This window comes from Prevotella sp. oral taxon 317 str. F0108 (assembly GCF_000162415.1).
Taxonomy (GTDB): domain Bacteria; phylum Bacteroidota; class Bacteroidia; order Bacteroidales; family Bacteroidaceae; genus Prevotella; species Prevotella conceptionensis.
Genome location: NZ_GG740072.1, coordinates 11842 through 38551 on the forward strand (window position 1 = coordinate 11842; position 26710 = coordinate 38551).

Annotated in this window: 14 protein-coding genes and 3 pseudogenes; 11 read left to right on the forward strand and 6 right to left on the reverse strand. The window is 46.1% G+C overall.

Annotated elements, in window-relative coordinates; translation table 11 throughout:
- The first annotated feature begins 104 nt into the window (after nt 1–104).
- From HMPREF0670_RS00060 to HMPREF0670_RS16075, 6 genes are all read left to right on the forward strand, one after another.
- The gene (locus HMPREF0670_RS00060; RefSeq protein ID WP_009229118.1) at nt 105–689 is read left to right on the forward strand and encodes an IMPACT family protein; all 585 of its coding nucleotides are present in this window, start codon (nt 105–107) and stop codon (nt 687–689) included.
- Nucleotides 690–1070: 381 nt separating this feature from the next.
- Nucleotides 1071–2582: a glycoside hydrolase family 10 protein gene (locus tag HMPREF0670_RS00065; protein WP_009229119.1), complete on the forward strand. Its 1512-nt coding sequence runs from the start codon at nt 1071–1073 to the stop codon at nt 2580–2582.
- Between the two features lie 501 nt (nt 2583–3083).
- A complete protein-coding gene (locus HMPREF0670_RS00070; protein ID WP_009229120.1) occupies nt 3084–6317 on the forward strand; it encodes a SusC/RagA family TonB-linked outer membrane protein in 3234 nt (1077 codons plus the stop codon).
- Nucleotides 6318–6335: 18 nt separating this feature from the next.
- On the forward strand, nt 6336–8270 hold the full coding sequence (locus HMPREF0670_RS00075; RefSeq protein WP_009229121.1) for a RagB/SusD family nutrient uptake outer membrane protein: 1935 nt from the start codon (nt 6336–6338) through the stop codon (nt 8268–8270).
- Between the two features lie 24 nt (nt 8271–8294).
- Complete coding sequence (locus HMPREF0670_RS00080; protein ID WP_009229122.1) at nt 8295–9206, forward strand: discoidin domain-containing protein; 912 nt, start codon at nt 8295–8297, stop codon at nt 9204–9206.
- Nucleotides 9207–10884: 1678 nt separating this feature from the next.
- On the forward strand, nt 10885–11094 hold the full coding sequence (locus HMPREF0670_RS16075; RefSeq protein ID WP_157579486.1) for a hypothetical protein: 210 nt from the start codon (nt 10885–10887) through the stop codon (nt 11092–11094).
- A 688-nt stretch (nt 11095–11782) separates the two neighbouring features.
- Here HMPREF0670_RS16075 and HMPREF0670_RS00100 read toward each other — a convergent pair.
- From HMPREF0670_RS00100 to HMPREF0670_RS00115, 4 genes are all read right to left on the reverse strand, one after another.
- Nucleotides 11783–13036, reverse strand: coding sequence for a DUF1015 domain-containing protein (locus HMPREF0670_RS00100; protein WP_009229123.1), 1254 nt, complete (start codon nt 13034–13036; stop codon nt 11783–11785).
- Nucleotides 13037–13044: 8 nt separating this feature from the next.
- Nucleotides 13045–13962, reverse strand: coding sequence for an NAD(P)-dependent oxidoreductase (locus HMPREF0670_RS00105; RefSeq protein WP_009229124.1), 918 nt, complete (start codon nt 13960–13962; stop codon nt 13045–13047).
- A gap of 101 nt (nt 13963–14063) precedes the next feature.
- Nucleotides 14064–15131, reverse strand: coding sequence for a 3-phosphoserine/phosphohydroxythreonine transaminase (gene serC, locus HMPREF0670_RS00110; RefSeq protein ID WP_009229125.1), 1068 nt, complete (start codon nt 15129–15131; stop codon nt 14064–14066).
- 538 nt (nt 15132–15669) lie between these two features.
- The gene (locus tag HMPREF0670_RS00115) at nt 15670–16179 is read right to left on the reverse strand and encodes a nitroreductase family protein (protein WP_009229126.1); all 510 of its coding nucleotides are present in this window, start codon (nt 16177–16179) and stop codon (nt 15670–15672) included.
- Between the two features lie 313 nt (nt 16180–16492).
- On the opposite strand from HMPREF0670_RS00115, the gene HMPREF0670_RS00120 reads away from it, so the two are divergent.
- From HMPREF0670_RS00120 to HMPREF0670_RS00130, 3 genes are all read left to right on the forward strand, one after another.
- On the forward strand, nt 16493–18574 hold the full coding sequence (locus tag HMPREF0670_RS00120; RefSeq protein ID WP_009229127.1) for a DNA topoisomerase 3: 2082 nt from the start codon (nt 16493–16495) through the stop codon (nt 18572–18574).
- 299 nt (nt 18575–18873) lie between these two features.
- Nucleotides 18874–20214 carry a TolC family protein gene (locus HMPREF0670_RS00125; protein ID WP_044077521.1) on the forward strand — a complete coding sequence of 447 codons (1341 nt, stop codon included), beginning with the start codon at nt 18874–18876 and terminating at the stop codon, nt 20212–20214.
- A 1195-nt stretch (nt 20215–21409) separates the two neighbouring features.
- On the forward strand, nt 21410–22693 hold the full coding sequence (locus tag HMPREF0670_RS00130; protein WP_009229129.1) for a Gfo/Idh/MocA family protein: 1284 nt from the start codon (nt 21410–21412) through the stop codon (nt 22691–22693).
- A 332-nt stretch (nt 22694–23025) separates the two neighbouring features.
- Here the strand turns inward: HMPREF0670_RS00130 and HMPREF0670_RS00135 are convergent.
- Nucleotides 23026–23378: pseudogene (locus tag HMPREF0670_RS00135) on the reverse strand (transposase); the annotation flags it as partial.
- 335 nt (nt 23379–23713) lie between these two features.
- Here HMPREF0670_RS00135 and HMPREF0670_RS00140 point away from each other — a divergent pair.
- Together HMPREF0670_RS00140 and HMPREF0670_RS17495 are read left to right on the forward strand one after the other, a co-directional pair.
- A complete protein-coding gene (locus tag HMPREF0670_RS00140; protein ID WP_009229130.1) occupies nt 23714–26020 on the forward strand; it encodes an outer membrane beta-barrel family protein in 2307 nt (768 codons plus the stop codon).
- A gap of 27 nt (nt 26021–26047) precedes the next feature.
- Nucleotides 26048–26185, forward strand: a pseudogene (locus HMPREF0670_RS17495) (cysteine peptidase family C39 domain-containing protein); the annotation flags it as partial.
- 296 nt (nt 26186–26481) lie between these two features.
- On the opposite strand, the pseudogene HMPREF0670_RS16080 reads toward HMPREF0670_RS17495, so the two are convergent.
- Nucleotides 26482–26710 (reverse strand): annotated as a pseudogene (locus HMPREF0670_RS16080) (hypothetical protein); the annotation flags it as partial.

Consider the following 26710-nt stretch of genomic DNA (forward strand, 5'->3'; position numbering starts at 1 on the left):
GAACGAAAAAGAACAATTTCTTTCGCCTTATCGTTCTTTTTGTGTTAACTTTGCAAGACACCCCCATCCTTCGGCATGGGGCACACCTATTTATATATAGAAGGATGAACGACGAATACAAAACCATTGACGACATAGGGCAAGGCGTTTACACTGAGAAACGGAGTAAGTTCTTGGCTTATGCCCACCCTGTTGACTCGGTTGAGCAAATAAAAGACCTGCTAGCCAACTATCGCAAGCAACATTACGATGCGCGACACGTCTGTTACGCCTATATGTTAGGCTCCGAACGACAAGAATTTAGGGCTAACGATGATGGCGAACCCAGCAGCACAGCAGGGAAACCCATTCTTGGGCAGATAAACAGCCACGAACTAACCAACATTCTCGTGGTGGTGGTTCGCTATTATGGCGGTGTAAACCTGGGTACGGGCGGGCTAATCGTGGCTTATCGCACCGCGGCCGCCTTGGCTATCGATAACGCCCCAATGGTAAGCAGGCTGGTAGAAGAAACGGTTTCGTTTGCCTTTCCTTATGTAATGATGAATGGCGTGATGCGTGTGGTAAAAGAGTCGGAGGCAAGAATCCTTGCCACCAACTTCGAAAACACCTGCGAGATAAAGCTAAGCATTGTACGTTCGAAAGCCGAAGAACTGCGAAACAAACTCAACAAGCTTTCATTTGGATAGGCGCGTTTCGGCCACTACCTCGCAGACTTTCTCCACTGTTTCGTAATTGTTGGCAACTTCTTCCACTCTCGAACACTTCCAAGGTTATAAGTTTGTAAGCGTTTGTTGGTAGCATGAAATAAAGTTCCAACGACTCACCAACCGAGCAGCTCACCAACCTCTCTTGTGTTTGGTAGCGATGCAATAGAACTCCAAAACTTGCGAACCGAGTAACTCGCCAACCTCTTTTGTTTTGGAAATAGCGATGCAATAAAATTCCAAAACTCGCGAACTTGTAAACTCTCACCAACTCAATAACTCACCAACTTAAATAATATTATATTTCAAACGGCGGTTATTACATGTGTTTTGACTAATTTTGCACGAAAACAATAACAGGAAATGAAAAGACTAATGATGATAGCCACACTTTTGGCTACCATGTTGTTTGCAGGCGCACCCCAACTTAGTGCTGCCTCGCTCCACAGCAAACGAGAATTCAGGGGTGCATGGATACAAACGGTAAACGGACAGTTCACAGGGATGAGCACCGCCGCCATGCAACAGACGCTTAGACAGCAACTCGACGAACTGCAACGCGATGGTGTTAACGCCATCATCTTTCAGGTTCGGCCAGAGTGCGACGCGCTCTACGAAAGTAAAATCGAGCCGTGGAGTCGTTTCCTAACGGGCGTTCAAGGGAGAGCTCCCATGCCTTACTGGGACCCGCTCAGATGGATGATTACCCAATGCCATCGGCGCGGCATGGAACTTCACGCTTGGATTAACCCTTATCGCGCAAAGACGGCCGGAACAACAGCCTTAGCACGCAACCATGTGGCGTCGTTATATCCCAATAGGGTGTTCCCCTACAATGGTCAGCTGATACTTAACCCTGGTTTGCCTGAGAACCGCGAGTACATCTGTCGCGTGGTAGACGACATCGTTACGCGCTATGACGTAGACGGAATACATATCGACGACTACTTTTACCCTTACCCTGCTGCTGGCCAAACCATTGCCGACGACAAGGAGTTTATGCGCTATAACGGCGGAATAACCAACAAGAACGATTGGCGCAGAAACAATGTGAACGCCTTTGTACAACGCTTGGGCCAAACCATCAAGGACCGCAAGCCGTGGGTGAAGTTTGGCGTTTCGCCTTTCGGCATCTATCGCAATAAGAAATCAGACCCTGTTAACGGCAGCGCAACGGCTGGCTTGCAAAATTACGACGACCTTTACGCAGACGTTTTGCTATGGGTGAACAACGGCTGGGTGGACTATTGTGTGCCCCAGTTGTATTGGAAAATAGGTCATCCCACTGCCGATTACCAAACACTTGCCATTTGGTGGAACAAGTATGCAGGCAACAGACCGCTTTATATCGGTGAAAGCGTGGAGCGAACGGTGAAGGAACCCGACCTAAACAACCCCAAAACCAACCAGATGGAGGCCAAGTTTAAGCTGCGCCGAAACTTACCCAACGTGCAAGGGGCTGTGCTATGGTATGCCAAAGCCGTGGCCGACAACATGGGTAACTACGGTTCGGCATTGCGAACATATTATTGGAAAACTCCTGCCCTGCAACCGCTCATGCCCTTTATCGACCATAAACGCCCCAAAAAGCCCAAACATCTTAAAGCGGTTTGGACTAGCGACGGCCTTGTACTTTTCTGGGAAGAGCCCAAAGGAAAACGATGGGGCGACTTTGCACAAAAGTATGTGGTGTACAGATTTGCCCAAGGAGAAGACATTGACATTGACAATCCTGCCAAAATTGTGGCTATCACGCACGATAAGTGGATTAAGCTGCCTTACGATAAGGGGCAAGTGAAATACAGATATGTGGTTACGGCACTCGACCGAATGAGCAACGAGAGCCGAAAGGTCAAGAAAAAAGTGTGGCTGTAAGGTGTGAGGGGGTGGCAAAAGACCAATCGCCTAGCCCAATACTTTTATGGGGATCAGTCTAATTAAGCTAGGGATGGTTCTAAAATTAAGTAGGCAAAGCCTAGAAATTAATTGGGAGTGGCTCCCAAAATAATATGGGAAAAGACCAAGAATTAAGTTGGGAGTAGCCCGATTAGTTTGACTAGTCTGCCCTTTCCCGTTTTAGTTTGTGATTTAACCCAAATCGGTTCATTAGAGGAAATATTGAAAGATGTCCTTTGATGAACCGATTTGGGTTGTTTTTTGTAATGCTCTTAGCTTTTCTTTGTTTAACGTTATTTAATGAAGGAATAATAAAAATATTGGCAAAATTGCTCGTAGAGTTTAAAAAAATAGTTACTTTTGTGTCGCAATTCTCTACTGGATGATATAGGATGTTGCTTACAACTAAATCTAAAAGGAACAGCTATTAAAATCAGCAAACCATTTAAAAGTTACAATCTTTAAACTAAAAACCCAATTATGCAATCACAAACAACGTTAACAAGAAAGTTGTGTTGTACTGTGTCGGGCGTGGCTTTACTTATGTTCGCCCCTGCGTTGCAGACCCAAGTCCATGCTAGCGGTTGGTCGCTTGGCATGCCTTGGCTCAGTGTTGCAGCGACTCCCAACGGCTTAAAGGCAACCCTTGCGCCTGCACAAAACAGTACGGCACCAAAAATCGTGGGTGTAGTAACCGACTCTAACACGGGCGAACCGCTAGTGGGTGCCACTGTGAAGGTGGTTGGTACAACCGAGGGAACAGCCACCGACGTAGACGGACGTTTTGAAATCCGTGCTACGAAGGGTTCAACCCTCGAAGTGTCGTACCTTGGTTACACCACCAAGAAAATCAAAGTGACCGACGTGAAGGTGCTCTCCATCACTCTTTCAGACCAAGCTCAGATGCTCGAAGGTGCCGTTATCACTGCTTTCGGAACTGCCCAAAAGAAGGAAACGGTTACGGGTTCTATCCAAACCGTTAGGCCCAACGACCTGAAAGTGCCTGCAACAAGCCTTTCCACCGCCTTTGCTGGTAGGTTGTCGGGTGTTATCGCCTATCAGCGCAGCGGCGAACCAGGAAACAATGGTGCCGACTTCTTTGTGCGTGGCGTGTCTACCATGAATGGTGCAACCTCTCCACTCATCGTGATGGACGGCGTGGAAATAACTAAGGACGACCTTAACGCCATCGACCCTGAAATTATTGAGAGTTTCTCTGTTCTCAAAGACGCCACAGCAACGGCCATGTATGGTACGCGTGGCGCCAACGGAGTGCTCATTATCAAGACCAAATCGGGTGCCGACCTCGACCGTCCTGTTATCGGCATGCGTGTAGAAAGCTGGATAAACACACCCATCAACGTACCCAAAACCGTAGACGGCGTTACCTTTATGCGCATGTATAACGAGGCGGTGACAAACCAAGGGTCGGGCGATTTGCTTTATTCGGAAGACAAAATCAACGGCACGATGCGTGGACTTAACCCTTACGTGTATCCTAACGTAGATTGGTATAAGGAAATTTTCAAGGATGCAACGTGGAACCAACGTGCCAATTTCAATGTGCGTGGCGGTACATCGAAGATTACTTACTTCATGAACATCAACGCCAGCCACGAAACCAGCATGCTTAAAGATGTTTCCAGCAAGTATTTTTCGTACGACAACGGCACCAGCTACATGAAGTATGCCTTTCAAAACAACGTAGACTTCAATATTTCCAAGGCATCTAAACTGTCACTTCACCTCAATGTGCAACTGACCGACATGCACGGTATGCTCACAGACAAGAAGGGTGGAGGAACGAAAGAGGTGTTTGGTTCTATTATGGGCGCCAATCCAGTAGACTTCCCCATCATGTATCCCAAGGGCGAAGACGATTGGTATCGTTGGGGAGGCTTGTTGGCAGGAAACTACAATCCCCTTAACCCCATGGCCGAGGCAACAAAAGGATATCGCGACGACTTTGAAAGTACGGTGGTGGCCAATCTTAACTTCGAGCAAAAGCTAGATTTCATCACCAAGGGCTTATCGTTCAAAACGCTGTTCTCTTTCAAAAACTACACCATCAACTACAAGTACAGGGTGCAGGACTACAACCGTTACCAGCTTACCGACTATGCTGCAAACCCCGCTACCGATGGTGGGTACGACATGACGGTGAAACCTATTGCAGACCCGCAGAAGTATATATTGAACAATTACTTCTACACAAACGGCAACCGCAGGTACTATTTCCAAACATACCTGGACTATAACCGCAGCTTTGGCGATCATACAGTTAGTGGTATGGCCTTGTTTAACATTGACGAGTACAACTCCAATGTAAATAGTAATGACAACTTCTTGGCGTCGCTGCCCAAACGTCGTATGGGTTTGGCCGCAAGACTTTCTTACGACTATAAGTATCGCTATATGGTGGAACTTAATGCAGGTTATAACGGATCTGAAAGTTTTGCCAAAGGCCATCGTTGGGGTTTCTTCCCCTCGGTTTCGTTGGGTTGGAACGTTAGCGAAGAGCCTTTCTTCGAATCATTGAAGAAAACGGTACAGCAACTTAAATTGCGAGCCTCTTACGGTTTGGTGGGTAACGATCAAGTGGGGCAAGAACGTTTTGCATACCAAGCTATCGTAGACTTAGAAAAGAGTCCAGAGTTTTCCACAGGTTATGGCAGCCAGAGCAGAAATCTTAAAGGCCCTGTTTTTAAACGTTTCGAAAACACGAACCTTACCTGGGAAGTGGGGCGCAAACTCAACGTGGGTTTCGACCTAACAGTGAAAGACGTTAAGCTTACCGTCGATGTTTTCCGCGAAATTCGCAGCAACATCTTCCAAAAGAAAGGCTCAATACCTAATTACTTTGGTACGGCAAAAACAGACATCTATGGCAACTTGGCCAAGGTTAAGAACTGGGGCGTGGACTTGGCTGTGGATTATGGCAAGAACATAACCAAAGACCTCGCTGTGGAATTCCGTGGAACGTTTACCTTCGCTCGCAACAAAGTGCTTGAATACGATGAGGCAGCCGACACCAGGCCTGCCCTTAGAATGGTGGGTAAGAGACTGAAATCCTATTGGGGGTATGTTGCAAACGGCTTGTATATCGACGAGGCCGACATCGCAAATAGCCCGAAGTCTACTTTGGGCAATATTGCCATTGCTCCTGGCGACGTGAAATACGCCGACCAACCTGACCAAAACGGAGAATACGACGGCAAGATAGACGCTAACGACCGCGTGCAACTAGGCTACCCATATATTCCCGAAATCGTTTACGGCTTTGGCCCATCTATCTCTTATAAGAAGTGGGACCTCTCTTTCTTCTTCCAGGGGCAGGCAAACGTAAGTTTGATGATGAATGATTTTGAGCCATTTGGCACGCAAAGCAAACGAAATGTGTTGCAATGGATTGCCGACGACTATTGGAGCAAGGACAACCAAAACCCCAATGCGCGCTATCCACGCCTAACCAAGTATAATAACCACAACAACATGCAATCATCTAGCTATTGGTTGCGCAACGCGGCATTCCTTCGTTTGAAGAATTTCGAGGTGGGCTATAAGTTTAAATATGGCCGCATCTACGCCAGTGCCAGCAACCTTGTTACCTTCTCGGCATTCAAGCTGTGGGACCCCGAAATGGGTGGAGGCGCAGGCATGAGCTATCCCCTGCAAAGAACATTTAACATTGGCTTGCAGTTAACATTCAAATAACTATAACCGAACATCAAGATGAAATCAATATATAGAATTTTCATGGCCGTGGCAGTGACGTTCGCGTTCGTTTCGTGTAACTTCTTGGACATCGTTCCAGACGAGAACGCCACGAAAGAGGACACATATTCGGACCACAACAAGACCGAGAAGTACCTCTATTCGTGTTACGCATATCTTCCACAGTCGAATTTGGCGCAGGGTTCGCTCGACTTCTTTACAGGAGACGAGGTTACAACTGCCTTCGAACACGAAACGTTTGCAGCTTTCCCTAAGGGAAATTACACGGCCTCTTCTCCTGTAATATCCTATTGGAACGACTTCTTTCAAGGAATTAGGCAGTGCTACATGTTCTTGGAGGGTGTAGACAAAACACCCGACATGGACGATGAGAAGAAGGCCGACTATAAGGCGCAGGGTCAATTCCTTATTGCCTATTACCATTATATGCTGGCTCGATGCTATGGCCCGATTATTTTGGTGAAAGAAACACCCAATATCGAAACCAAGGTAGAAGACTTTGCTCATCGCACGCCTTACGACGAGTGTGTACAATGGATATGCGATAAGTTGGATGCTGCCGCTGCTGGTCTGCCTGTAAGGCGCGACCAAATACAGTATGGCCTTGCCACAAGTGTGGCAGCCAAGGCGGTGAAAGCCAAAATGCTGCTTTATGCAGCCTCGCCATTGTTTAACGAACGTGCTCCCGAACTGTTTAAGAATATGCGCGACCCAGACAATGGCACACAACTGATGCCTACCGCCTACGATGCCAACAAGTGGGTGAAGGCGCGCGACGCCATGAAAGAGGCCATCGACTTTGCCGAACAGAATGGTTATCATCTCTACACCAAGCAAGACCGTTTTATTGGTGACGCCAGCAAAAACCAATGGCCTGCTGCCGGGCCTGTGCGCTGCCTGCGTTTGCTCTCGCTCGACTACCAAGAAGTTAACCCAGAGGTGCTATTGGCCGAAACAAGAGGCGAGGGATGGTATGGCGTGTTGAGCAAGTCGTTGCCTTTCAGTGCCTCAGGCTGGGCGTGGAATGGCGTTTGTCCCACATGGGCAATGCTTAATCGTTTTTATACCAAGAACGGATTGCCTTGGGATGAAGACCCCGAATTTAAGGACACAGAAAAGCTGCAAGTGGTGGCCATCGACTCGGCTCACCAAGACGAGGGCCAGCCTGGAAAGAAAACCATTGTCTTTAACCTCGACCGCGAGCCCCGCTATTATGCTTGGGTGGCTTTCCAAGGTGGTTATTATGAAGTGCAGAACGACCCCTCTAACCCAGCTTACACCATGAGCAATGGGCAAAAGAACACTACCGACTCGCGTTTGGTGTGCGATTTTGTTCTAGGAGGTAATTGCAGCTTAGGTACGGCGGCATTAAAGCGCACTGGCAACTATTCGCCTGGCGGCTATCTCAATAAGAAATTTGTTAGTCCAAATACGGCTGTATCTGCAAGCGGAGTTGGTTCGCGCGAATGGATGCCGTTCCCTGTTATCCGTTTGGCCGACCTTTACTTGGGTTATGCAGAGGCTTGCGTGGAAACGGGCGACCTTGAAACGGCCAAGACTTACCTCAACAAGGTGCGCCAAAGGGCAGGTATTCCCGATGTTGAAACGTCGTGGGCACGCGCTGGCGTAACACTCGGCCAAGCTAAGCTGCGCCAGATTGTGCGTCAAGAGCGTATGGCTGAGTTTTATTTGGAGTGCCAAAACTTCTGGGATATGCGCAGGTGGATGTTGGCTGGTGAATGCTTTAACAAAAAGGCACAAGGCTTAAACATCAATGCCACCACCATAGAGGAGTTTGCTGGGTTGAAAGAAATTCAGTACGAACGTAAGTTTGAGTCGCCTACGCAATACCTATTGCCCATCCCCATTGACGACATTAACAAGAATCCACACCTTGTGAATAATCCTGGATATACGGGTGACCACAGGTAACACGAACATTTAACATTCAACGAAATGAAAAATATCATATTATCCATAGTCTGCCTATGTGCGGTGGGTGCTTTCTGCTCGTGCAGCAAAGACGACAATGGGCCTGCGCCTACATCGTTAGATGCCCAAACGCTTAGGTACGACAAGGCACCAGGGGCTGTAATCATCAGGTGGACGATACCCCAAAATCCCACTTATAAGTATATTAAGGTGACATATCAGGTGCCTGGCGAAGAACAAGTGCGCATGCGTTTGGCAAGTGTTTATAGCGATTCTATCAAGATAGACAACCTGCTGGCCCGCTATGGCGAAATAGAATATAGCTTGCAGCCTTTCAGCGAGGCTGGGGCAGGAGGCGATGTGGCCAAGATTACGGCGCAAGCAGGGGCGGCTACAAAGACCGTTTATGAAACATTTAAAGACCAGTTGACTTTTGAAACTAACCAAGTGTGGAGCGACGACCCCGAATCTAGCGAAGGCCCACTGTCTGCTTTGATAGACGGAAACGAGAATACTTACTTCCACATGAGTTGGAGTGCGCCCCGACCCTTCCCTCATTATATTGTGTTCGACTTGGGACAAGAGCGCACGGCCTTGCAATTCCGCTATGTATGTCGCAACAACAACAATAAAGACAACCCCAAGGAAATGGATGTGCTCGTAAGCGACGCCTTTGAAAACACTCCTGAATATTATGCCAACGAAACGGGAACACGCAAGCTGGCCTCGTTCGCCAACCTGCCTGGCGACAAGAAGGCTGTGTACGAATCGGCACGAAGTATTAAGAGCGATAAGCCTTTCCGCTACGTCTGGTTTAAAATTAAGTCGGCAACTTCTGGTAAAAACTGGGTAGCTATGGCCGAATGGCAGGTGTTTAAGATTAGGGAAAAGGTTTACGACCCTGAAACAAAAGAGACAGCAATTGTGGAATATTGAGTGAGCTGACAAGTTGATGAGTTGACAAATTGACGGGTTTACAAGTTGATAAGTTAACGAGTTAACTGTTAAACAAGTTAGCGAGATAGCCAGTTTACACGGCTTAACAAGTTGGCTAGTTAGCAGATTTACAAGTAAGTAAGTTAATAGTTCAACGGCTTGTCTCGTCATTTTTTATTTTCATCAACGTATAACAACAGAAAATGCCGCGTGTTCTTGAATTGAACACGCGGTTTTTTATTTTCCATGTATTGAGGAGAGTATAAAATAAAAGGTTCTTTTTCGTTCCTCGAAAAGTGCGTTTTCTCGCCATGACAATGTTCGAGCAAGCTCGACGTTGTTCATTTGGCTTAACGAAAACGTTCTTTTCTCGTTCCTCGAAAAGTGCGTTTTCTCGCCATGACAATGTTCGAGCAAGCTCGACGTTGTTCATTTGGCTTAACGAAAACGTTAATTTTGTTTAGGCGGTTGTGGGGCAACGGGTAAATTAACATGAGTAAGTATGCAGCAAGCTTATCAGCTATCGGGGGTGGGGGATGCAATGGCACGTATGTTCGTTCAAAAAAAAGCTTATGGGCTTATCAATTGGGAAAAGCCGAAAGAAAAAGTTACAGGTCCCAGAATTCGGAAACCGAAGTCGCCTTTACTTTTATAGTCAAACATAATTGTTTTTGGAAAATTGTTGTTATCAGTTTGCTTACGATGCACTTATGGCTTTCCATATCTAATTTTGCTTGGCTATAATATTTCTATAAATTGAGAGGAGTTTATGAGCTTTGTGAGGCAATAATAAACCAAGATAGACCTTTCTCTCATGTGCGAAGTACTTTACAAAGGCACTGTAACCTTTGAAATCCTGAGCCATTTATCAGTGGCAAAATGTGGTTATGCTTTGAAAAAGGAATGAACTCATAAACTCGCCTAAGAAGATTGACGGAGTTAAAGAGTTAAGCCAAATGACTTATACAGAGTGGACAACAATCTTTGTCAACTCGCAAACTCGTAAACTCTCCCACGCCAACTCATAAACACCCCCGCCCCCAACTCATAAACTCACGAACCAACACGCTCGTCTACTCGTTAACCCTTCAACTCGTCAACTGTAACTATTCAGCAATAATGAACGTTGGTTATCAAGAACTTATAAACGTAATGTCGTGGTAAAAAGGCTCGAAATGACATTACTTTACCAGATTTTGCATGTGTCTACCTGTGTAACTTGTTGATAATCAATAATGGTTTGTACGCTTCATTGCTGAATGGTTACTCGTCAACTTGAAACTTGGTACTTGGAACTCGTCAACTTGAAAACTTGGAAATCGTCAATTTTTCAGTATGGATTTTAACATTATGAGTGCCCTTTCCGTTCACCAATCGCCCACCTTGCCGCAAAAAATCGATTCTCGCGAAGGTTGTTTTTGATGCAAAAAGGGGGTAGCTTGTGAATGGAGTAAAATGAATATTTATTTTATAAAACAGCAGCTTTCACCATTTTTTTGGCTATTTGTGGCAAAATGTAGTGCAATATGCCGCTAAATGCAGTGCGTTTTGGTGCTAAATGCAGTGCGTTTTGGTGCTAATTGCAGTGCGTTTTGGTGCAAAATGCAAGGTAAAATGCTGCAAAATGCAGTGCAAAATGGTGAAAAATGCAAGAGGATGTGCATAAAAATTCAGTGTCATGGTACAGACAAAACCTCTTCAAACCATGAAACACATGGCAAAAAAGGGCAAAATGGTCGTTAAAAAGTGGGGTTTTAGGGGTAAAATGCTGGGGTTGGGACTTGAAAAATTGCGAGCCTGCAACCAAACTAGAAAGCTAAAATGGTGCAAAATGCAGGTTTTGTCCTTAAAAGTGGACATGATAAAAGGTGCGGAAGGTTGGAAATAGTAGTAATTTACCTACTTTTTGACCTGCATTTTCGCTAGAACGGAGTGAAAATTAGAGCGGTATTGTAAAATAAAAGATAATAATTTAAACTTTTGAGTTTATCAGTTTATGGGTTTTGAGTTCTTGAGTTCCTGATTTTTTGAGTTCGTTAATTTCTAAGTTTATAAATATTGGAGTTCTAGAGTTCTAGACTTCTTGAGTTTGTTAGTTTCTATGTTTATAAATTTATGAGTTTATAAGTTTGTGAGTTTTTGAGATTGTAAATTGATGAGCTGATGTTTTCGGGAGTTGTTGGGTTTTCAGGAGTTTATAAGCCAGTGAGTTGATTTGTTCTGCACTTCGTATATGAGAGGAGTGTTTGTTTTGTGTTGACATCACAAAGACAACAAAATTCTCTCAATTTATAGAAATAATAAAAGCCTAGACGGGTTCACCTACAAACTCAGGAACTTACAAACTAAAAGCCAACAAACTCAAAAACTAACAAGTTTAAAAACTTAAACTTCACCAATAAGCAAGCCAATACAAGCCTATTTTCAACTCTCGGTTCGGCATACCTTATAGACGAACGAGGCTTGGCTGACCTAAAAACCAAGCCCAAAAATAGCAATAAAAAAGCCGCGGGCAGCTTTCTACGCACAATAGCGCACTCCAAAAGCATGCCCGACGGCCTTGATATGAGGGTATGTTAATCGCTCAACTTGTGTATTACAAGCCCCGAACGCAGTTTTGGTTCGAACCAAGTGGCCTTCGGTGGCATAATCTTTCCGCTGTCGGCGATGTCCATAATCTGTTGCATCGACACGGGATAGAGGGCCAAAGCCATCTTCATTTCACCGCTATCTACACGTTCTTTCAGTTCGTTTAGGCCACGAATGCCACCCACGAAGTCGATACGCTTATCGGTGCGAAGGTCTTTAATGCCCAAAATCTCGTCGAGAATCAGTCGGCTAGATATGTCGACATCAAGCACGCCGATGGGGTCGGCATCGTTGTAAGTGCCTTTCTTGGCTGTGAGACTGTACCATTCGCCATCGAGATAGAGTGAGAAATTGTGCAACCCAGTGGGATGATACATTTCTTTGCCCTTCTTTTGCACGTCGAAATTCTTTTCCAGTTTCTCCAAGAACTGGGCAGAAGTAAGTCCGTTAAGGTCTTTCACCACGCGGTTATAGTCTAGGATGGTGAGTTGCGATGCTTGAAAACAAACGGCCATGAAGTAATTATACTCCTCGTCGCCCTTGTGGTTGGGGTTGTTTTTGGCCTTTTCGGCACCAACCAATGCGGCAGCGGCCGAGCGATGGTGACCATCGGCGATGTAAAGAGCAGGCATTTTAGCAAACTCCTTTGTGATAACGTCGATGTCGTTAGCATCGGAAATAACCCAGAACTGGTGTCCGAAACCGTCGATAGGCGCAATGAAGTCGTACTCAGGTGCGTTGTTCTTAACGTACTTGTTAATCAGTTCGTCAAGCACCTTGTTGTCTGGATAGGCAAAGAACACCGGTTCGATGTTGGCATCGTTCACGCGAACGTGTTTCATACGGTCCTCTTCCTTGTCCTTGCGCGTCAGTTCGTGTTTCTTGATGGTCCCGTTTAGGTAGTCCTCAACAAAAGCACCCACCACTAAACCATACTGCGTTTTGCCGTTCATGGTTTGCGCATAGATGTAATAAGCTGGTTTTTCGTCTTGTACGAGCCATCCCTTGTCTTGGAATTTCTTGAAGTTACGTGCAGCTTGCTCGTAAACTTTGGGGTCGTACTCCGATGTATCGGGCGAGAAATCAATCTCAGGCTTGATGATATGGTACAGGCTCATCTCGTTATCTCCGGCCTCTGCACGAGCCTCTTCGGAGCTTAGCACGTCGTAGGGGCGCGATTCCACCTTCTCAACCAGTTCTTTGGGTGGGCGGATGCCTTTAAATGGTCTTATCGTTGCCATAGTCTGTGTTACTTATTTACTTGGAACTTGGTGCATCCATCAGCGAAGTATGCGTTAATTTGCTTAGCTGCGGCCAGCCCTGCATTGAAGTTGGCCTCTGCAGTCTGTGCGCCCATCTTCTTAGGCGTGCTAAAATATCTGCCTTCCAGCTTAGCGAAGTCGGCATCGGCATCGGGTTTGATGTCGGTAACGAACTTCAAGTCTTCGCGTTCGGCCATAAGTTTGAGCAGTTCGGCCTCGTTAATCACTTCCTTGCGGGCAGTGTTAACCAATATGCCACCCTTGGGCAAGCGGTTAACGAGCGCATAGTTGATGCTCTGTTTTGTTTCGGGTGTAGCAGGGATGTGCAAGCTAACGATGTCGCATTGGTCGAACAAAGCCTCTTGATTGGCCACAGCGTGTACGCCAGCCTCTTCGATAACGTTGGCAGGACAGAAAGCGTCGTAGGCATAAACGTCCATACCGAAACCCTTAGCAATGCGAGCCACGTTGCGACCTACGTTTCCGAAAGCCAACAATCCCAGCTTTTTGCCGATAAGTTCTGAACCCGACTTGCCATTGAAGAACGCTCTAACGGCATAAACGAGCAAGCCAAGCACCAATTCGGCCACGGCATTGGCGTTTTGTCCAGGGGTGTTCTCTACGATGATGCCTTTCTCTTTGGCGTACGCCGTATCGATGGAATCGTAGCCGGCACCAGCCCTAACGATGATTTTAAGTTTGGGAGCGGCATCCATTACGTCGGGCGTAATTTTGTCGGAACGCACAATCATGGCCTCAACATCTTTCACGGCATCGAGCAATTGTGCCTTCTCGGTATATTTTTCTAGCAAAACAAGTTCGTGTCCTGCCTTTTCTATCTCTTCTTTAATGGCTTTCACCGCATTGGCGGCAAAAGGTTTCTCAGTAGCAACAAGTACCTTCATAAGGAAAATTGTATATACTTAAGGTGAATAAATAAAGGTGGGTCGAGGCCTAAAACGAGGCACACGGCCCACCACTTGAATACGAAAAATCTATCTGCAAACTAAAGTTTAGCCTCGAATTCCTTCATGCAAGCCACCAAAGCCTCTGCGCCTTCGATGCTCATGGCATTGTAACAGCTTGCTCGGAAACCGCCAACGTCGCGGTGGCCCTTGATGCCTACCATACCCTTTTGCGTTGCAAACTCCATGAAAGGTTTCTCCAACTCGGCAAAGTCTTCGTTCATCACGAAACAGATGTTCATCAGCGAGCGGTCTTCTTCTTTCACCGTTCCACGGAAAAGGCGGTTGCGGTCTATCTCATCATAAATTATCTTAGCTCTTTCGATGGCCTTCTTGTCCATTGCCTCAACACCGCCGCTCTTCTTAATCCAGCGTAGCGTTTCGAGTGCACAATAGATGGGAACAACAGGTGGCGTGTTAAACATCGAGCCCTTGTCAACATGCGTGCGATAGTCGAGCATGGTTGGGATTTGACGGGGAGCGCGTCCCAGTTTGTCGTTCTTCACGATGATAACGGTAACACCAGCCATTGCCAAGTTCTTTTGGGCACCAGCGTAGATGCAGTCGTACTTGGAAACGTCAACGGGACGGCTGAAAATATCCGACGACATATCGCCGACAAGTGGTATTGGCGAGTCTATTTCCTTGCGGATTTCCGTTCCGTAGATGGTGTTGTTGGTGGTAACGTGCAGGTAGTCGGCATCTGCGGGGATGTCAAAGTTCTTTGGGATATAAGTGAAATTGGCATCGGCCGATGTGGCAACTTCCACAACTTCGCCGTAAAGTTTAGCCTCTTTCATAGATTTCTTTGCCCATACGCCCGTATTAAGATAGGCAGCCTTCTTAATAAGGAAGTTGCAGGGCACTTGGGTAAACTGTAACGAAGCACCGCCACCGAGGAATATAACCGAATATCCTTCGGGAACGCTGAGCAATTCTTTAATTAAGGCAACGGCCTCGTCAACAACGGGCTGGAAATCCTTTGCCCTGTGGCTAATCTCCATGAGAGAAAGTCCAGAACCATTAAAGTCTAAAATCTGCTTCGCCGTGTTCTCGATAACTTCTCTAGGTAGGATTGAGGGGCCGGCATTAAAATTGTACTTCTTCATATTCGTTTATGTTTTTAGTAATATAGACATCCTTGTGCGTGTCCTAAGGCCTGCACGGGTTAGTGGCGTTGTGCATCCCTTCATGGCTTTTCGTTTTTCGCTTAGTGCCTTCTGCTTTTCCTTCACGTTGCATAGCTTGCTACGCCTCGTTGGGGAAATGAGCCAAGCTTGTTCAGCTAAAATTCTGCAACCCATTGTAGGTGGCTCTTAGGACTCGCCTTTATCGTTAATTGGTAGTTGATGGTGCGAAGATAGTTTTTTTTGCTATTCCTGCCAAATTTTTTAGTGGATATTTTTCGTTTACCATGCGCCTGCGTTGCGAATGATTTGTAATGAAATAAACCTTAGCTGTAAAATATGTTGCAAAAAGTAACGAAAAGAGCGATTATCCAATAGCGACAACTTGTTGTTTGCGTATGTCAATTGTCTTTTTGACACTCTGTTTAAATTTGTAAAAAAGCGCGACGTGAAGCCTTTATGTGGTTCTTCGCCGCGCTTTTTCTCACTTTTAAGGTTGTGTTTTGCATGCGTTCAAGCACTAGAAACGCGACACGATTTCGCCAATTTCCTTGCGAGGCGACGGCTTGGAAGGCGTGTTTGCAGGATAACCGATGGGCAAAATGGCCACGGGATGCCACTCCTTGCCTAGCGGGAAGGCCGCTTGCAATGCCGCAACATCGAAGTTACACACCCAGCAACTGCCCAAACCCACAGCTGTTGCAGCCAAGCAAAGGTGCTCAATGGCTATGGCTGCGTCAATGTCAGCATGGTTCTTGCCGTCCTCTTCGCGCACCCAAGCCCTGTCATCGGCTGCATATATAATAATGTATAGGGGTGCCGCTTTCAGCCAATCGCGGTTGTAGCACTGTTGCACCTTCTGCCGAGCCTCCTCCGTTTGCGCCACCACAAAATGCCACGGCTGCTTGTTGCAGGCCGAGGGTGCACGTTGGGCGCACGCCAAAAGATAGTTCACCTTGTCTTCTTCCACTACTTGTGCACTGAAAGCACGTGCAGAAAATCGTTCTTTTGCCAAATTCAGAAAGTTCATTCGCTTTATTTTTTTTAAGGGTTCAACATGTTGTAGTGCGACAAAGTTAGCATTCTTTTGCGAGACGAAGGGCGATTTTGCCACAGTTTTTTTTTTATGTTTTTCATGCACAGAAAGTGTGCAAACAACGCCTTTTCCAAGGCAAGTTCTTAGACGGCCTGCCGAAAAAATACCGCGTAGAGCAGCACTTAGAGCCAAGGTTTGCGCCTTTGTAGAGAACATTTACAACCTGCCTTAAACCAGTTAGGCTCACCACGCGCGCCATTTTAAAAATAAAATTCCTAACTTTGTAGTCTTAATTAGATAATAGAAGATGATAGTTTGCATAGCCGAGAAACCCAGCGTAGCGCGCGACATCGCCTCTGTAATAGGCGCAACAACACAGCGCGACGGGTACATGGAGGGCAACGGGTATCAGGTGACGTGGACCTTTGGCCACCTCTGCACCCTAAAAGAACCCAACGACTACACCGACAATTGGAAAAGGTGGAGTTTGGGCGCGCTTCCCATGATACCCCAACGTTTCGGCATAAAGCTAATTGAAGACCGCGGCATCGAAAAACAGTTCCAAGTGATTGAACGGCTCATGCAAAACGCCGACGAAATTGTGAACTGCGGCGATGCCGGACAAGAAGGCGAACTGATACAAAGGTGGGTGATGCAGAAGGCGCAAGCCAAATGCCCTGTTAAGCGATTGTGGATTTCGTCGCTCACCGAGGAGGCCATACGCCAGGGCTTTGCTAACCTTAAAGACCAAAGCGAATACCAACCGCTATACCTAGCAGGACTTAGCCGTGCCATTGGCGATTGGATTTTAGGAATGAACGCCACGCGCCTGTACACCTTGAAGTATGGGCAAAACCGACAGGTGCTAAGCATCGGGCGCGTACAAACGCCCACCCTCGCCCTCATCGTTAACAGGCAGAAAGAGATAGACAACTTTAAACCCGAAGCCTATTGGGTGCTTTCAACCATCTATCGCGACACGCTGTTCACCGCCACCAAGGGCAAGTTCACCAACAAGGAAGAGGGCGAACGCGCCTTTGCCACCATTGCCGACAAAGATTTTGAGATAACGGGCGTTGTGAAGAAGAAAGGAACGGAGGCTCCGCCCCACCTCTTCGACCTCACTTCGCTGCAAGTGGAGTGCAACCGCAAGTTCGGCTATTCGGCCGAAACCACGCTAAACCTCATACAAAGCCTCTACGAAAAGAAACTTACCACCTATCCGCGTGTAGATACGCAATATCTTAGTGACGACATCTACCCCAAATGTCCCCTTATATTAAAAGGTGTGCGCGGCTACGAAACCTTCACGCAGCCGCTATTAGGCAAGGCTTTGAACAAAAGCAAGAAGGTTTTCGACTCGTCGAAGGTTACCGACCACCACGCCATCATCCCTACGGGCGTTCCGGCAGGCGCACTTTCGGATATGGAAAACAACGTGTACGACCTCGTTACGCGGCGTTTCATCTCCGTGTTCTATCCCGATTGCAAATTTTCTACCACCACCGTGACGGGCGAAGTAGACGACATTGAGCTGAAAGCCACGGGCAAAGAGATATTGGAACAGGGCTGGCGTGTGCTTTACGCCAAAGAAACGAACACCAACAACAACGATGAAGAGTCGACCAAACAAACGACCGAAGAACGCACGCTACCCACCTTTACCAAGGGCGAAAAGGGTCCGCACACGCCCACGCTGAGCGAGAAGTGGACCGTTCCGCCTAAGTTCTACACCGAGGCAACGCTCTTGCGCGCCATGGAAACGGCGGGTAAATTCGTCGACGACGAAGAGTTGCGCAGTGCGTTGAAAGAGAATGGCATCGGCCGACCCTCTTCGCGAGCCGGCATTATCGAGACTTTGTTTAAACGCCACTACATCCGTCGCGAGCGAAAGAACCTTTTGCCCACGCCAACGGGTATCGAACTGATTGGCATCATTCGCGAAGAACTGCTGAAAAGTTGCGAACTAACTGGCATTTGGGAAAAGAAACTGCGCGACATCGAGCACCGCAACTACGATGCGCAGCAGTTTGTTAACGAGCTGAAAGCGCAGATAACCCAAATCGTCAACGAGGTGTTGGCCGACAACTCCAACCGCCACATCACCATCACCACCGAAGACGACCTCAAGAAAACCATCGCCAAGAAGAAGGCATCCGCACCAAAAGCCAAAACGCAAGCCAACCCAAAGACCAAGGCGCAGAACGCAACAAAGGGCTCGGCCACGCCCGAACCAACCGCACCGCAAACCCTCCAAGCCCACGAGAGCATTGTGGGTAAGCCCTGTCCGCAATGCAAGCAAGGAGTTATCATCAAGGGCAAAGGGGCTTACGGATGCAGCAATTGGAAGGCAGGTTGCACATTCCGCTTGCCTTTCGGCGAGGTGTAGACACGGATGCAAATGCGTTTTGCCAACACTTTGGTATGCTTTCAAGCTCTCAATGCGCAGCCACAACACCACAAATTATTGTTAAAGACCATCGTCTTTGTAAACTTTTTCGGCTCTTTTTGTGTCTAATTGGCAACAAAACGCACTTTTCGAGCAACGATAAAACGCTTTGTTAAACAGTAGGCCTATGGCGAAACAGGCACACCACCCGCTCAATTCGTCAACTTGCCAACACATAAATTCGTAAACTCGTGAACTTGTCAATTCGTCAACTCGTAAACCCATCAACTATTCATACAATGAAGAAATGGACCCTAAGCCTAGGCATACTCTTTGCCTTGCCCACCATGCTCTTTGCCCAAACCCACCAATGGACATTGAAAGACTGCATAAGCCACGCCATGCAGCACAACATCAGTCTGCAAAAGCAACGCATTGCCGTTAAGTCGGCCGAAGAAGAGATGCTGCACAGCAAGGCCGAGCTGTTGCCTTCGGTATCGGCCTCCACATCGCAAAACGTAAACTATCGGCCGTGGCCCGAAACAGGAGCGGCGCGAGTAGCCAACGGCTCGGTACAATCGAGTGTCGACAAGGTGTTTTATAACGGCACATACGTTATCAATGCCCAATGGACGCTGTGGAACGGGAACCGCAACCGCAACACCATTGCCCTTAACCAGCTGCAAATGAGCAAAGCCGAGGCCGAAGCTATGGTATCGGCTGCCACCATACAAGAACGCATTGCGCAACTCTACGTACAGATTTTATATTCGGCAGAGGCCATCAACGTAAGCAAACAGGCCTTAGAAACGAGTGCACGAAACGAGGAACGAGGAAAAGAGATGCTGAACGTGGGGAAGATGAGCAAAGCCGACTTGGCACAACTCACCGCACAGCGAGCACAAGAAGAATACAATGTGCTTTCGGCACAGAGCACATTGGCCGACTTTAAGCGCCAGCTTAAACAGCTTTTGCAAATCACCGACAGTGCACCTTTCGAAGTGGCGGTGCCTGCAACCACCGGCGAAATGGCGCTACAACCCATTCCTTCGGTTAGCGAGGTGTATACCCAAGCCATCAGTTGGCGACCCGAATTAAAGGCTGCACAGCTAGCCATCAACGGCGCCGAAACAAGCATAAAGGTGGCCAAGGCGCAAAATCTGCCCACGCTTAGCCTTGGCGCAAGCATGGGAACGAACACCACATCAATGAGCAACAATGCCTGGGGCACGCAAATAAAAACCAACTTCGACATGAGCGCGGGCCTCACCCTCAGCATTCCGCTCTTCGACAATCGCAATAAGCGCACGGCCGTTAACAGGGCGCAATTCGAGAGGCAGAGTTCGATGCTCGAATTGCAAGATAAGCAAACGTCCCTTTATTCTAATATCGAGGAATGTTGGTTGCAAGCCACCAACAACCAAAACAAGTACAAGGCTGCTAAGGTGAGTGTTGAAAGCGCGCAACAAAGCTACGACTTGCTGAACGAGCAGTTCAACCTCGGACTAAAAAACATCATCGAACTGATGACTGGTAAAAACAATCTTGTTACCGCTCAGCAAAACGAACTGCAAAGTAAGTACATGGCCATTCTTAACATCCACCTGCTTAACTTTTATAAAACGGGTGAGATAAAGTAAAGGCAGATTGGACACTTACAGCTGACGCATTGCAGACGGCAGGTTAACTTGTCACCTTGTTTACTCGCTAACCTGTTAACTTGTCTACTCGTTAACTTGTAAATTCGTTAACTTGTAAACTCGTCAACTCGTCAACTTACCTACTCACAGACTTACATTTTGTCCGTTTTTCAGCATAGATTTTAACATTATGAGTGCCATTTTTATCCACCAGCCGCTCACCCTACCGCAAAAAATCGATTCTCGCGAGGGTTGCTTTTGGTGCAAAAAGGGACAGCATGTGAATGCAGGCAAAATGAATATTTATTTCAAAACACCATCATTTGCACCCATTTCGGAGCTATTTGCCGCTAAATGTAGTGCGTTTTGCAGCTAAATGCAGTGCAATATGCCGCTAAACGCAGTGCGTTTTGCTGCTAAACGCAGTGTATTTTGGTACTAAACGCAGTGCATTTTGGTGCTAAACGCAAGGCGATTAAGCATATATATCCACTGCAATGGTATTAACAAACCCTTTTTGAGCCATGAAAAACATGGCAAAAAGGGCAAAATAACCATCAAAAAGTGGGGTTTTAGGGGCTAAAAGTAACTTTTGGGGCATAAAAAAATACGAGCTGACAACCAAACTAGAAAGGCAAAACGGTGCAAAATGCAGGCTGCCTTCTTAAAAATGGACTAAAAAAGAAACGCGATTTGCTGCATTTTGCAGCAAATCGCTTGTTTTGCAGGCTAGTTTTTCGCTAGAATGGTGTGGCGAACGACACCTGTTTTGTAAAACATATTGTAGGATTTTAAGTTGGTGAGTTTATGAGTTTGTAAGTTGGTGAGTTTACAAGTTTTGAGTTTGTGAGTTTGCAAGTTTGTGAGTTTATGAGGCTGTAAGTTGGTGGGGCTTGAGTTTATGAGGTTGTAAGTTGGCGAGTTTATAAGTTCTTGAGTTTATGAGTTTCGGTGTTAGTAAGTTCATGAACTAACCTAATCGTAAACTAACCAACTTATTAACTCACGAATTTACTAACACCAAAACTCAAAAATTTACACCCTCACACCCTCATAAACTCACACCCTCACCAACTTACAAACTCAAAAACTCACCAACTTACAAACTCAAAAACTAATCAACTCACAAACTTAAAACCTCACGTTCTATCCCATTTTTTTGTATATTTGCAGTGATTTTTAAAACGTTATATCAATGGAAACCATGCCTGCGGCACGTCCGTTAGAAACCCCTGTACCCACTCGCGTTGCTGGTCAGCGCGACGTTTTGTCGTTAGCCCTCGCGCCCATGCCCCTTTTACAAGTGGCATTTGTAGGAGTGGGTGCACGTGGACAAATGGCCGTTACGCGATGGTGCCACATCCCGAACGTGCAGATTGTAGCCGTGTGCGACGTGTCTAGGCAAGCCGCAGAAGAGGCAGCGCAACACGTTGAACAGCTAGGCCAGCCACGCCCCACCGCATATTGGGGCGAAAACGCCTATCATCAGCTGTGCCAACAACAGGGATTAAACCTCGTTTATGTGTGTACCGACTGGCTTTCGCACGTGCCGATTGCCCTCCATGCCATGCAGTGCGGCAAATGCGTGGCCGTGGAAGTGCCTGCCGCCCTAACTCTCGACCACATTTGGCAACTAGTTGACACTGCCGAACGCACACAACAACACTGCATGATGCTTGAAAACGCTGTGTACGACCATTTTGAAATGGCCGTGCGTGAGATGGTTCGTGAGGGGTTGTTCGGCGAGGTGGTGCATGTCGAAGGCGGTTATGCACATCCCATTGGTCACCGTTGGACACCCTGGCGCATGGAATATAACCGCCTTACCTGTGGCGACGTCTATCCCACACACAGCATCGGGCCTGCCTGTCAGCTGCTAGACATCCACCGCACCGACCACTTACACTACCTTACCGCCATGCACACCGCCCCCTTTTTGGGCAAGGAAGTATATAAAGAGGTGATGGGAAAAGCCAGCGACAGCTTTGCCAACGGCGACCAAACCTCTACCATGATACGAACCATGAAGGGCAAAACAATCCTTATACAGCATAACGTGATGACGCCGCGCCCATATAGCCGCATGTTTCAAGTGGTTGGCACACATGGGTATGCGGCAAAATATCCTATTCCCGAAATGCTACTTAGCCCCAATGCAGCCACTAAAGTGGGCCTTGATATTGCCGAAGGCAATGCGTCTTTGAGCACTTTGCAAATAGAAACATTGCTCAATCGCTATACCACACCCTTTTCCGCCCAAACTATTAGTATGGCCAAGCAGCTCGACTCGCGCGGCGGCATGTCTTATTTTATGGACTTACGCCTGGCTCAATGCCTACAACAAGGCTTGCCACTAGACATGGACGTGTACGACTTAGCGGAATGGTGTTGCATTGCCGAACTCTCAAAACTATCTATCGAGCATGGGTCGATGCCCGTAATGATACCCGATTTCACACGCCGCAATGTCTTGCGGTAAACCAATGGACAAGGTTTCCTCCTGCTCACGGCCTAACGCCATCCCCTTTCCGCCTACCCAACCCCAACCATAATCTCTTAAATCCTACATAAAGACTGTTTTGGCTTTTTATGTTTCTAAAATCCGCAAAGTTGCTTAAACGTTAACTTATGTCGGCCTGAACCCATCTCCTTCTTTTTTTGTAACATATTCTATTCTACTTAGCTTGTTTTTGGAGCTAAGACACACAGTTTTCCCTTACCCCATGTGGCGTGTTGGAGGGCTACGCAAACATAACCTGAAAAGAGGTGTGCTTATCCGAAACCGTTGTTGAAAATGGTTGCATAGACTGGCTAGGTGGTGTATACGTTTAGGACTTGCCGACATGCCGCCCTTTTCCATTTGGCAGGGACTGAGACCAGTTTGAAGATGAAGTTTTTGATTCTGCTTTTTTCTTCAGATCGAAACACTTGATGTCGACATCACTCATAAGTAGCTTGTAGAGGTTTCTTATGAGCACCGTCACAATTAAGAAAACGGTATTCTCTGCCATAAAGGATTTGGGTAGATGCCGCCAGCCAAAGCCGTTGTTGAGTTCATCGAAGATGCGTTCACTGCTCCCCCTTTGGTTGTAGAAGTGCACAACGTCTAAGAGGCTCATCTCGTAATCGTTGGTCGTGATGCAGCGGTAAGTATATTTTTCCTCCAAAGGCCAAGGCTGCCATATACACGTTTCTGTCGTTAATACTCCTCCAAAAGCAGTGAAATTATCAGATTTTATTTGTACTTTTGCCATTGTCTGTTGCTTGGTTTAACACTTTTGATTTCAGCACTAAGTGGAGTGAATTTTGCAACAAGACAAAACACTGAGCAACTTTTGTTGTTCAGGCACTTATATTAATACTTAGGTTGAAATGTTGCGGAATTAAGGATGTAGATTTTCCACAAGATGTATGTTAAAGCATTGCAGATTGAGACCTATGTATGAAGGCCGTGGTTTTTATGACCCCGTTTCATTTTGTCATCTAAATACAAATTCGCATGATGAATAAATTTTTGGGAGTGTTGTTTCTATTTGTGCTGTTCTCCTTCCCAACATTAGCTCAAAGTATATCTGGAGTTGTGCTGGCCAAGGATAACAAGGATGCCGTTGGGTACGCAACGGTCAGTTTAATAACAAGAGATAGCACTTATATAAATGCTACTGTAGCCACGGAGGATGGCAAGTTCACACTTGACACTAAAGGATGTACAGATTGCTTGTTAAAAATAATTGCGCTTGGATATAAGCCATCCACTTTTAGTTTAGACTCTCTTCGTACGGTTTTTTTTATCGAAAAAGAAACGTATCAGCTCAAGGAGGTTGTTAAAAGAGCATCGCGACGCATTGTGAAGATGAACCGTTCGGGTAATCTTGAGGTAAATGTGGCCGGAACATATCTTGCTAACCGAAACAACATCAAAGAACTATTGCTTTCTGTGCCTGGTGTTGTAGAGAGGGACGGTAATATCATAACAATAAGTGGAGCGGCACCATTGTATGTTGTCAATGGCAGAAAAGTACAGTCTTATGCCGAGATAGCGACACTGAGCGTAAAGGACATAAAGAACATTGCTGTAAACAATAACCCTGGGGTTGAATATGGAGGCAACGTGAAAGCCGTTATCATGATTACGACATCAGTTCCCCTTGATAGATTAACTCTCAACACACAGGCAACTGTAAGAAAGAGCAGGGCTTGGTCACATAATGAGTACCTGAATGCTATCTATGCCTTCAAAGATGTTACACTTTATGGAACATTGCAATATGCAAGCTACAAGAAAAAGAGTTTTCAAGACATTGCCTTTTCGTCCATAGACAATACATCTGTGCCTTTATTCCTTAGCCATACTAATTTGGTATCATATCCGAGTGATATACGGAAGTTAAATTATAACTTTGGCGTAGATTGCCAATTGTCATCATCTCACAAACTGTCGCTTATGTTCGACGGATTTGTTTCAAGAATAAACGATACTGGCAACGCTACAAATGATGTAATCAATCGTTCAGAAAGCAAAGTGTCGTTTCATAGTCTTTCTAAACTCAATGATAAGTTGGACTACAAACATGTTGCCCTCAACTACAACTATACCGACAAGCGAGGATTGGCTTTTTCTTTGGCTGCCGACTATGCAGCAACGCATAGCAAGAGAACACAAAATACCGAAGAAGTATTCTCTAACTCCAACGAAGCGACAAACGTAGCGAACCGTGTAACGAACAATTTGTTTTCAATCAACCCACATTTTATCTACCCTCTCCATCAGAGATTGTCTGCTCAATTAGGCGGACAATTCGATTACATCACAAATGAGAATAGATTAGAATATAGTCGCAGCATGCAGAAACGAAACTCTGAAACTAAAGAGCTTATTTCTGCAGCTTATATGGGACTTACTTATCAAGGCAATCACTATCAGGCACAAATCGGTATGAGATACGAGAACACTCGTAACACCTTTCAGCAGGATACACAAAAAACGGAGCAAAACAGCAGCCAGCTTTTGCCGTATGCGTCCTTGTCATTTTCATTAGGCAACACCTCTCACCAAATAAGTTTCAAGTATGATATGCAACGGCCACCCCTCGGATTTATCGGTGGATATAGCTATTATCTCAATCATTATAAGTTTCAAGAAGGCAATCCGATGCTAAGACCACAGAGGAACAGCACACTTGATTACGCTCTGTCTTGGAATAACTTTTATTTCTCCGCCAAATATCAATACGTGAAGTCGCCAATAATGGCACTTTCTACATTGGTGTCTTCTTCTGATTATGATATGGTCAAAAGTTCGTGGTATAATCTGGAGAAACAGCATAACATCACTGTTATGATGAATTACAGCAAGTCATTCGATTGGTACAAACCATCTCTTACTTTAGCTTATATTCATCATATCAACTATCTTGCAACAAAGCATGAGCATACAGAGACACTCAGTCGGCCTGTGCCATATCTTCAAATGCAAAACACCTTGGTTCTCCCTTGGCTTGACGTTAATGTTAATTACGAATATACAGGGAAAGGCTATTTTAGAGTATTCCTGACCGAGGAAAGACATCTTCTAAACCTGTCCGTACAGAAAAGATTGTTACACGAAACCCTGTCAGTCTCCCTGTATTGGAATGATGTGTTCAGACAAGACATCTCACGTTATGAAGTATACTATCAAGGATTATTATTTAGACAGACGGAAGACCAAGATAGACAGATTATAGGATTGACTGTCTCCTATCGTTTCAACAACAAACAAAGAAATCAGAAGATAAAGAGCAGCGACCAACTTCTTCGCTTGTAGTATGTACGGGTATTTAATCGCATAATCATGGATTTTGTCAAACAGAAAGATGCTATGGACTGTGGACCGTCTTGTTTAGCGATGATCGCTAAACATTACGGAATACAGCCAAATATTGACGTAATACGTAAGAAATGTTCGCTTGGTAAGGCCGGCGTATCTTTACAAGTTGAAAGCGTCTTTCCAGTGGCACATAATGAAGAAAAAGTAAAGAGCACTTCTTCATGTTTTGTTCTTATGTCTTTTGTTCTTTTGTCTACATGGCCGTGTGTATTATGTCAAAACACGAAAGATGAACGTCTTCGTTAAGCCCAATGAACAATGTCGAGCTTGCTCGGACATTGTCATGGCGAGAAAACGCACTTTTCGAGGAACGAGAAAAGAACGGCGCATGACCGAAAGCGTGGGACATGCTTTTAGCGATAGTGCCGTTTTGCCTATGGGCATATTGTAATTGGGCATCATGAATCCACAATAGCCGTCCTATTCTTCATATAGTCGTCTAATTTATACTTCTCCATTTCAACAATTCTGTAAATAAACACTTCATTGTTGATGACATATAAAATGGTATTCATGCCTTCTAATTCTGGGCAGAACAACAGATACTTCGGACGTTTACGCATTATTTTCCTAAAAACTTTTGGTGCATTCCTTCCAAGAGGTCTTGAAAAAGTCCTATAACCATCC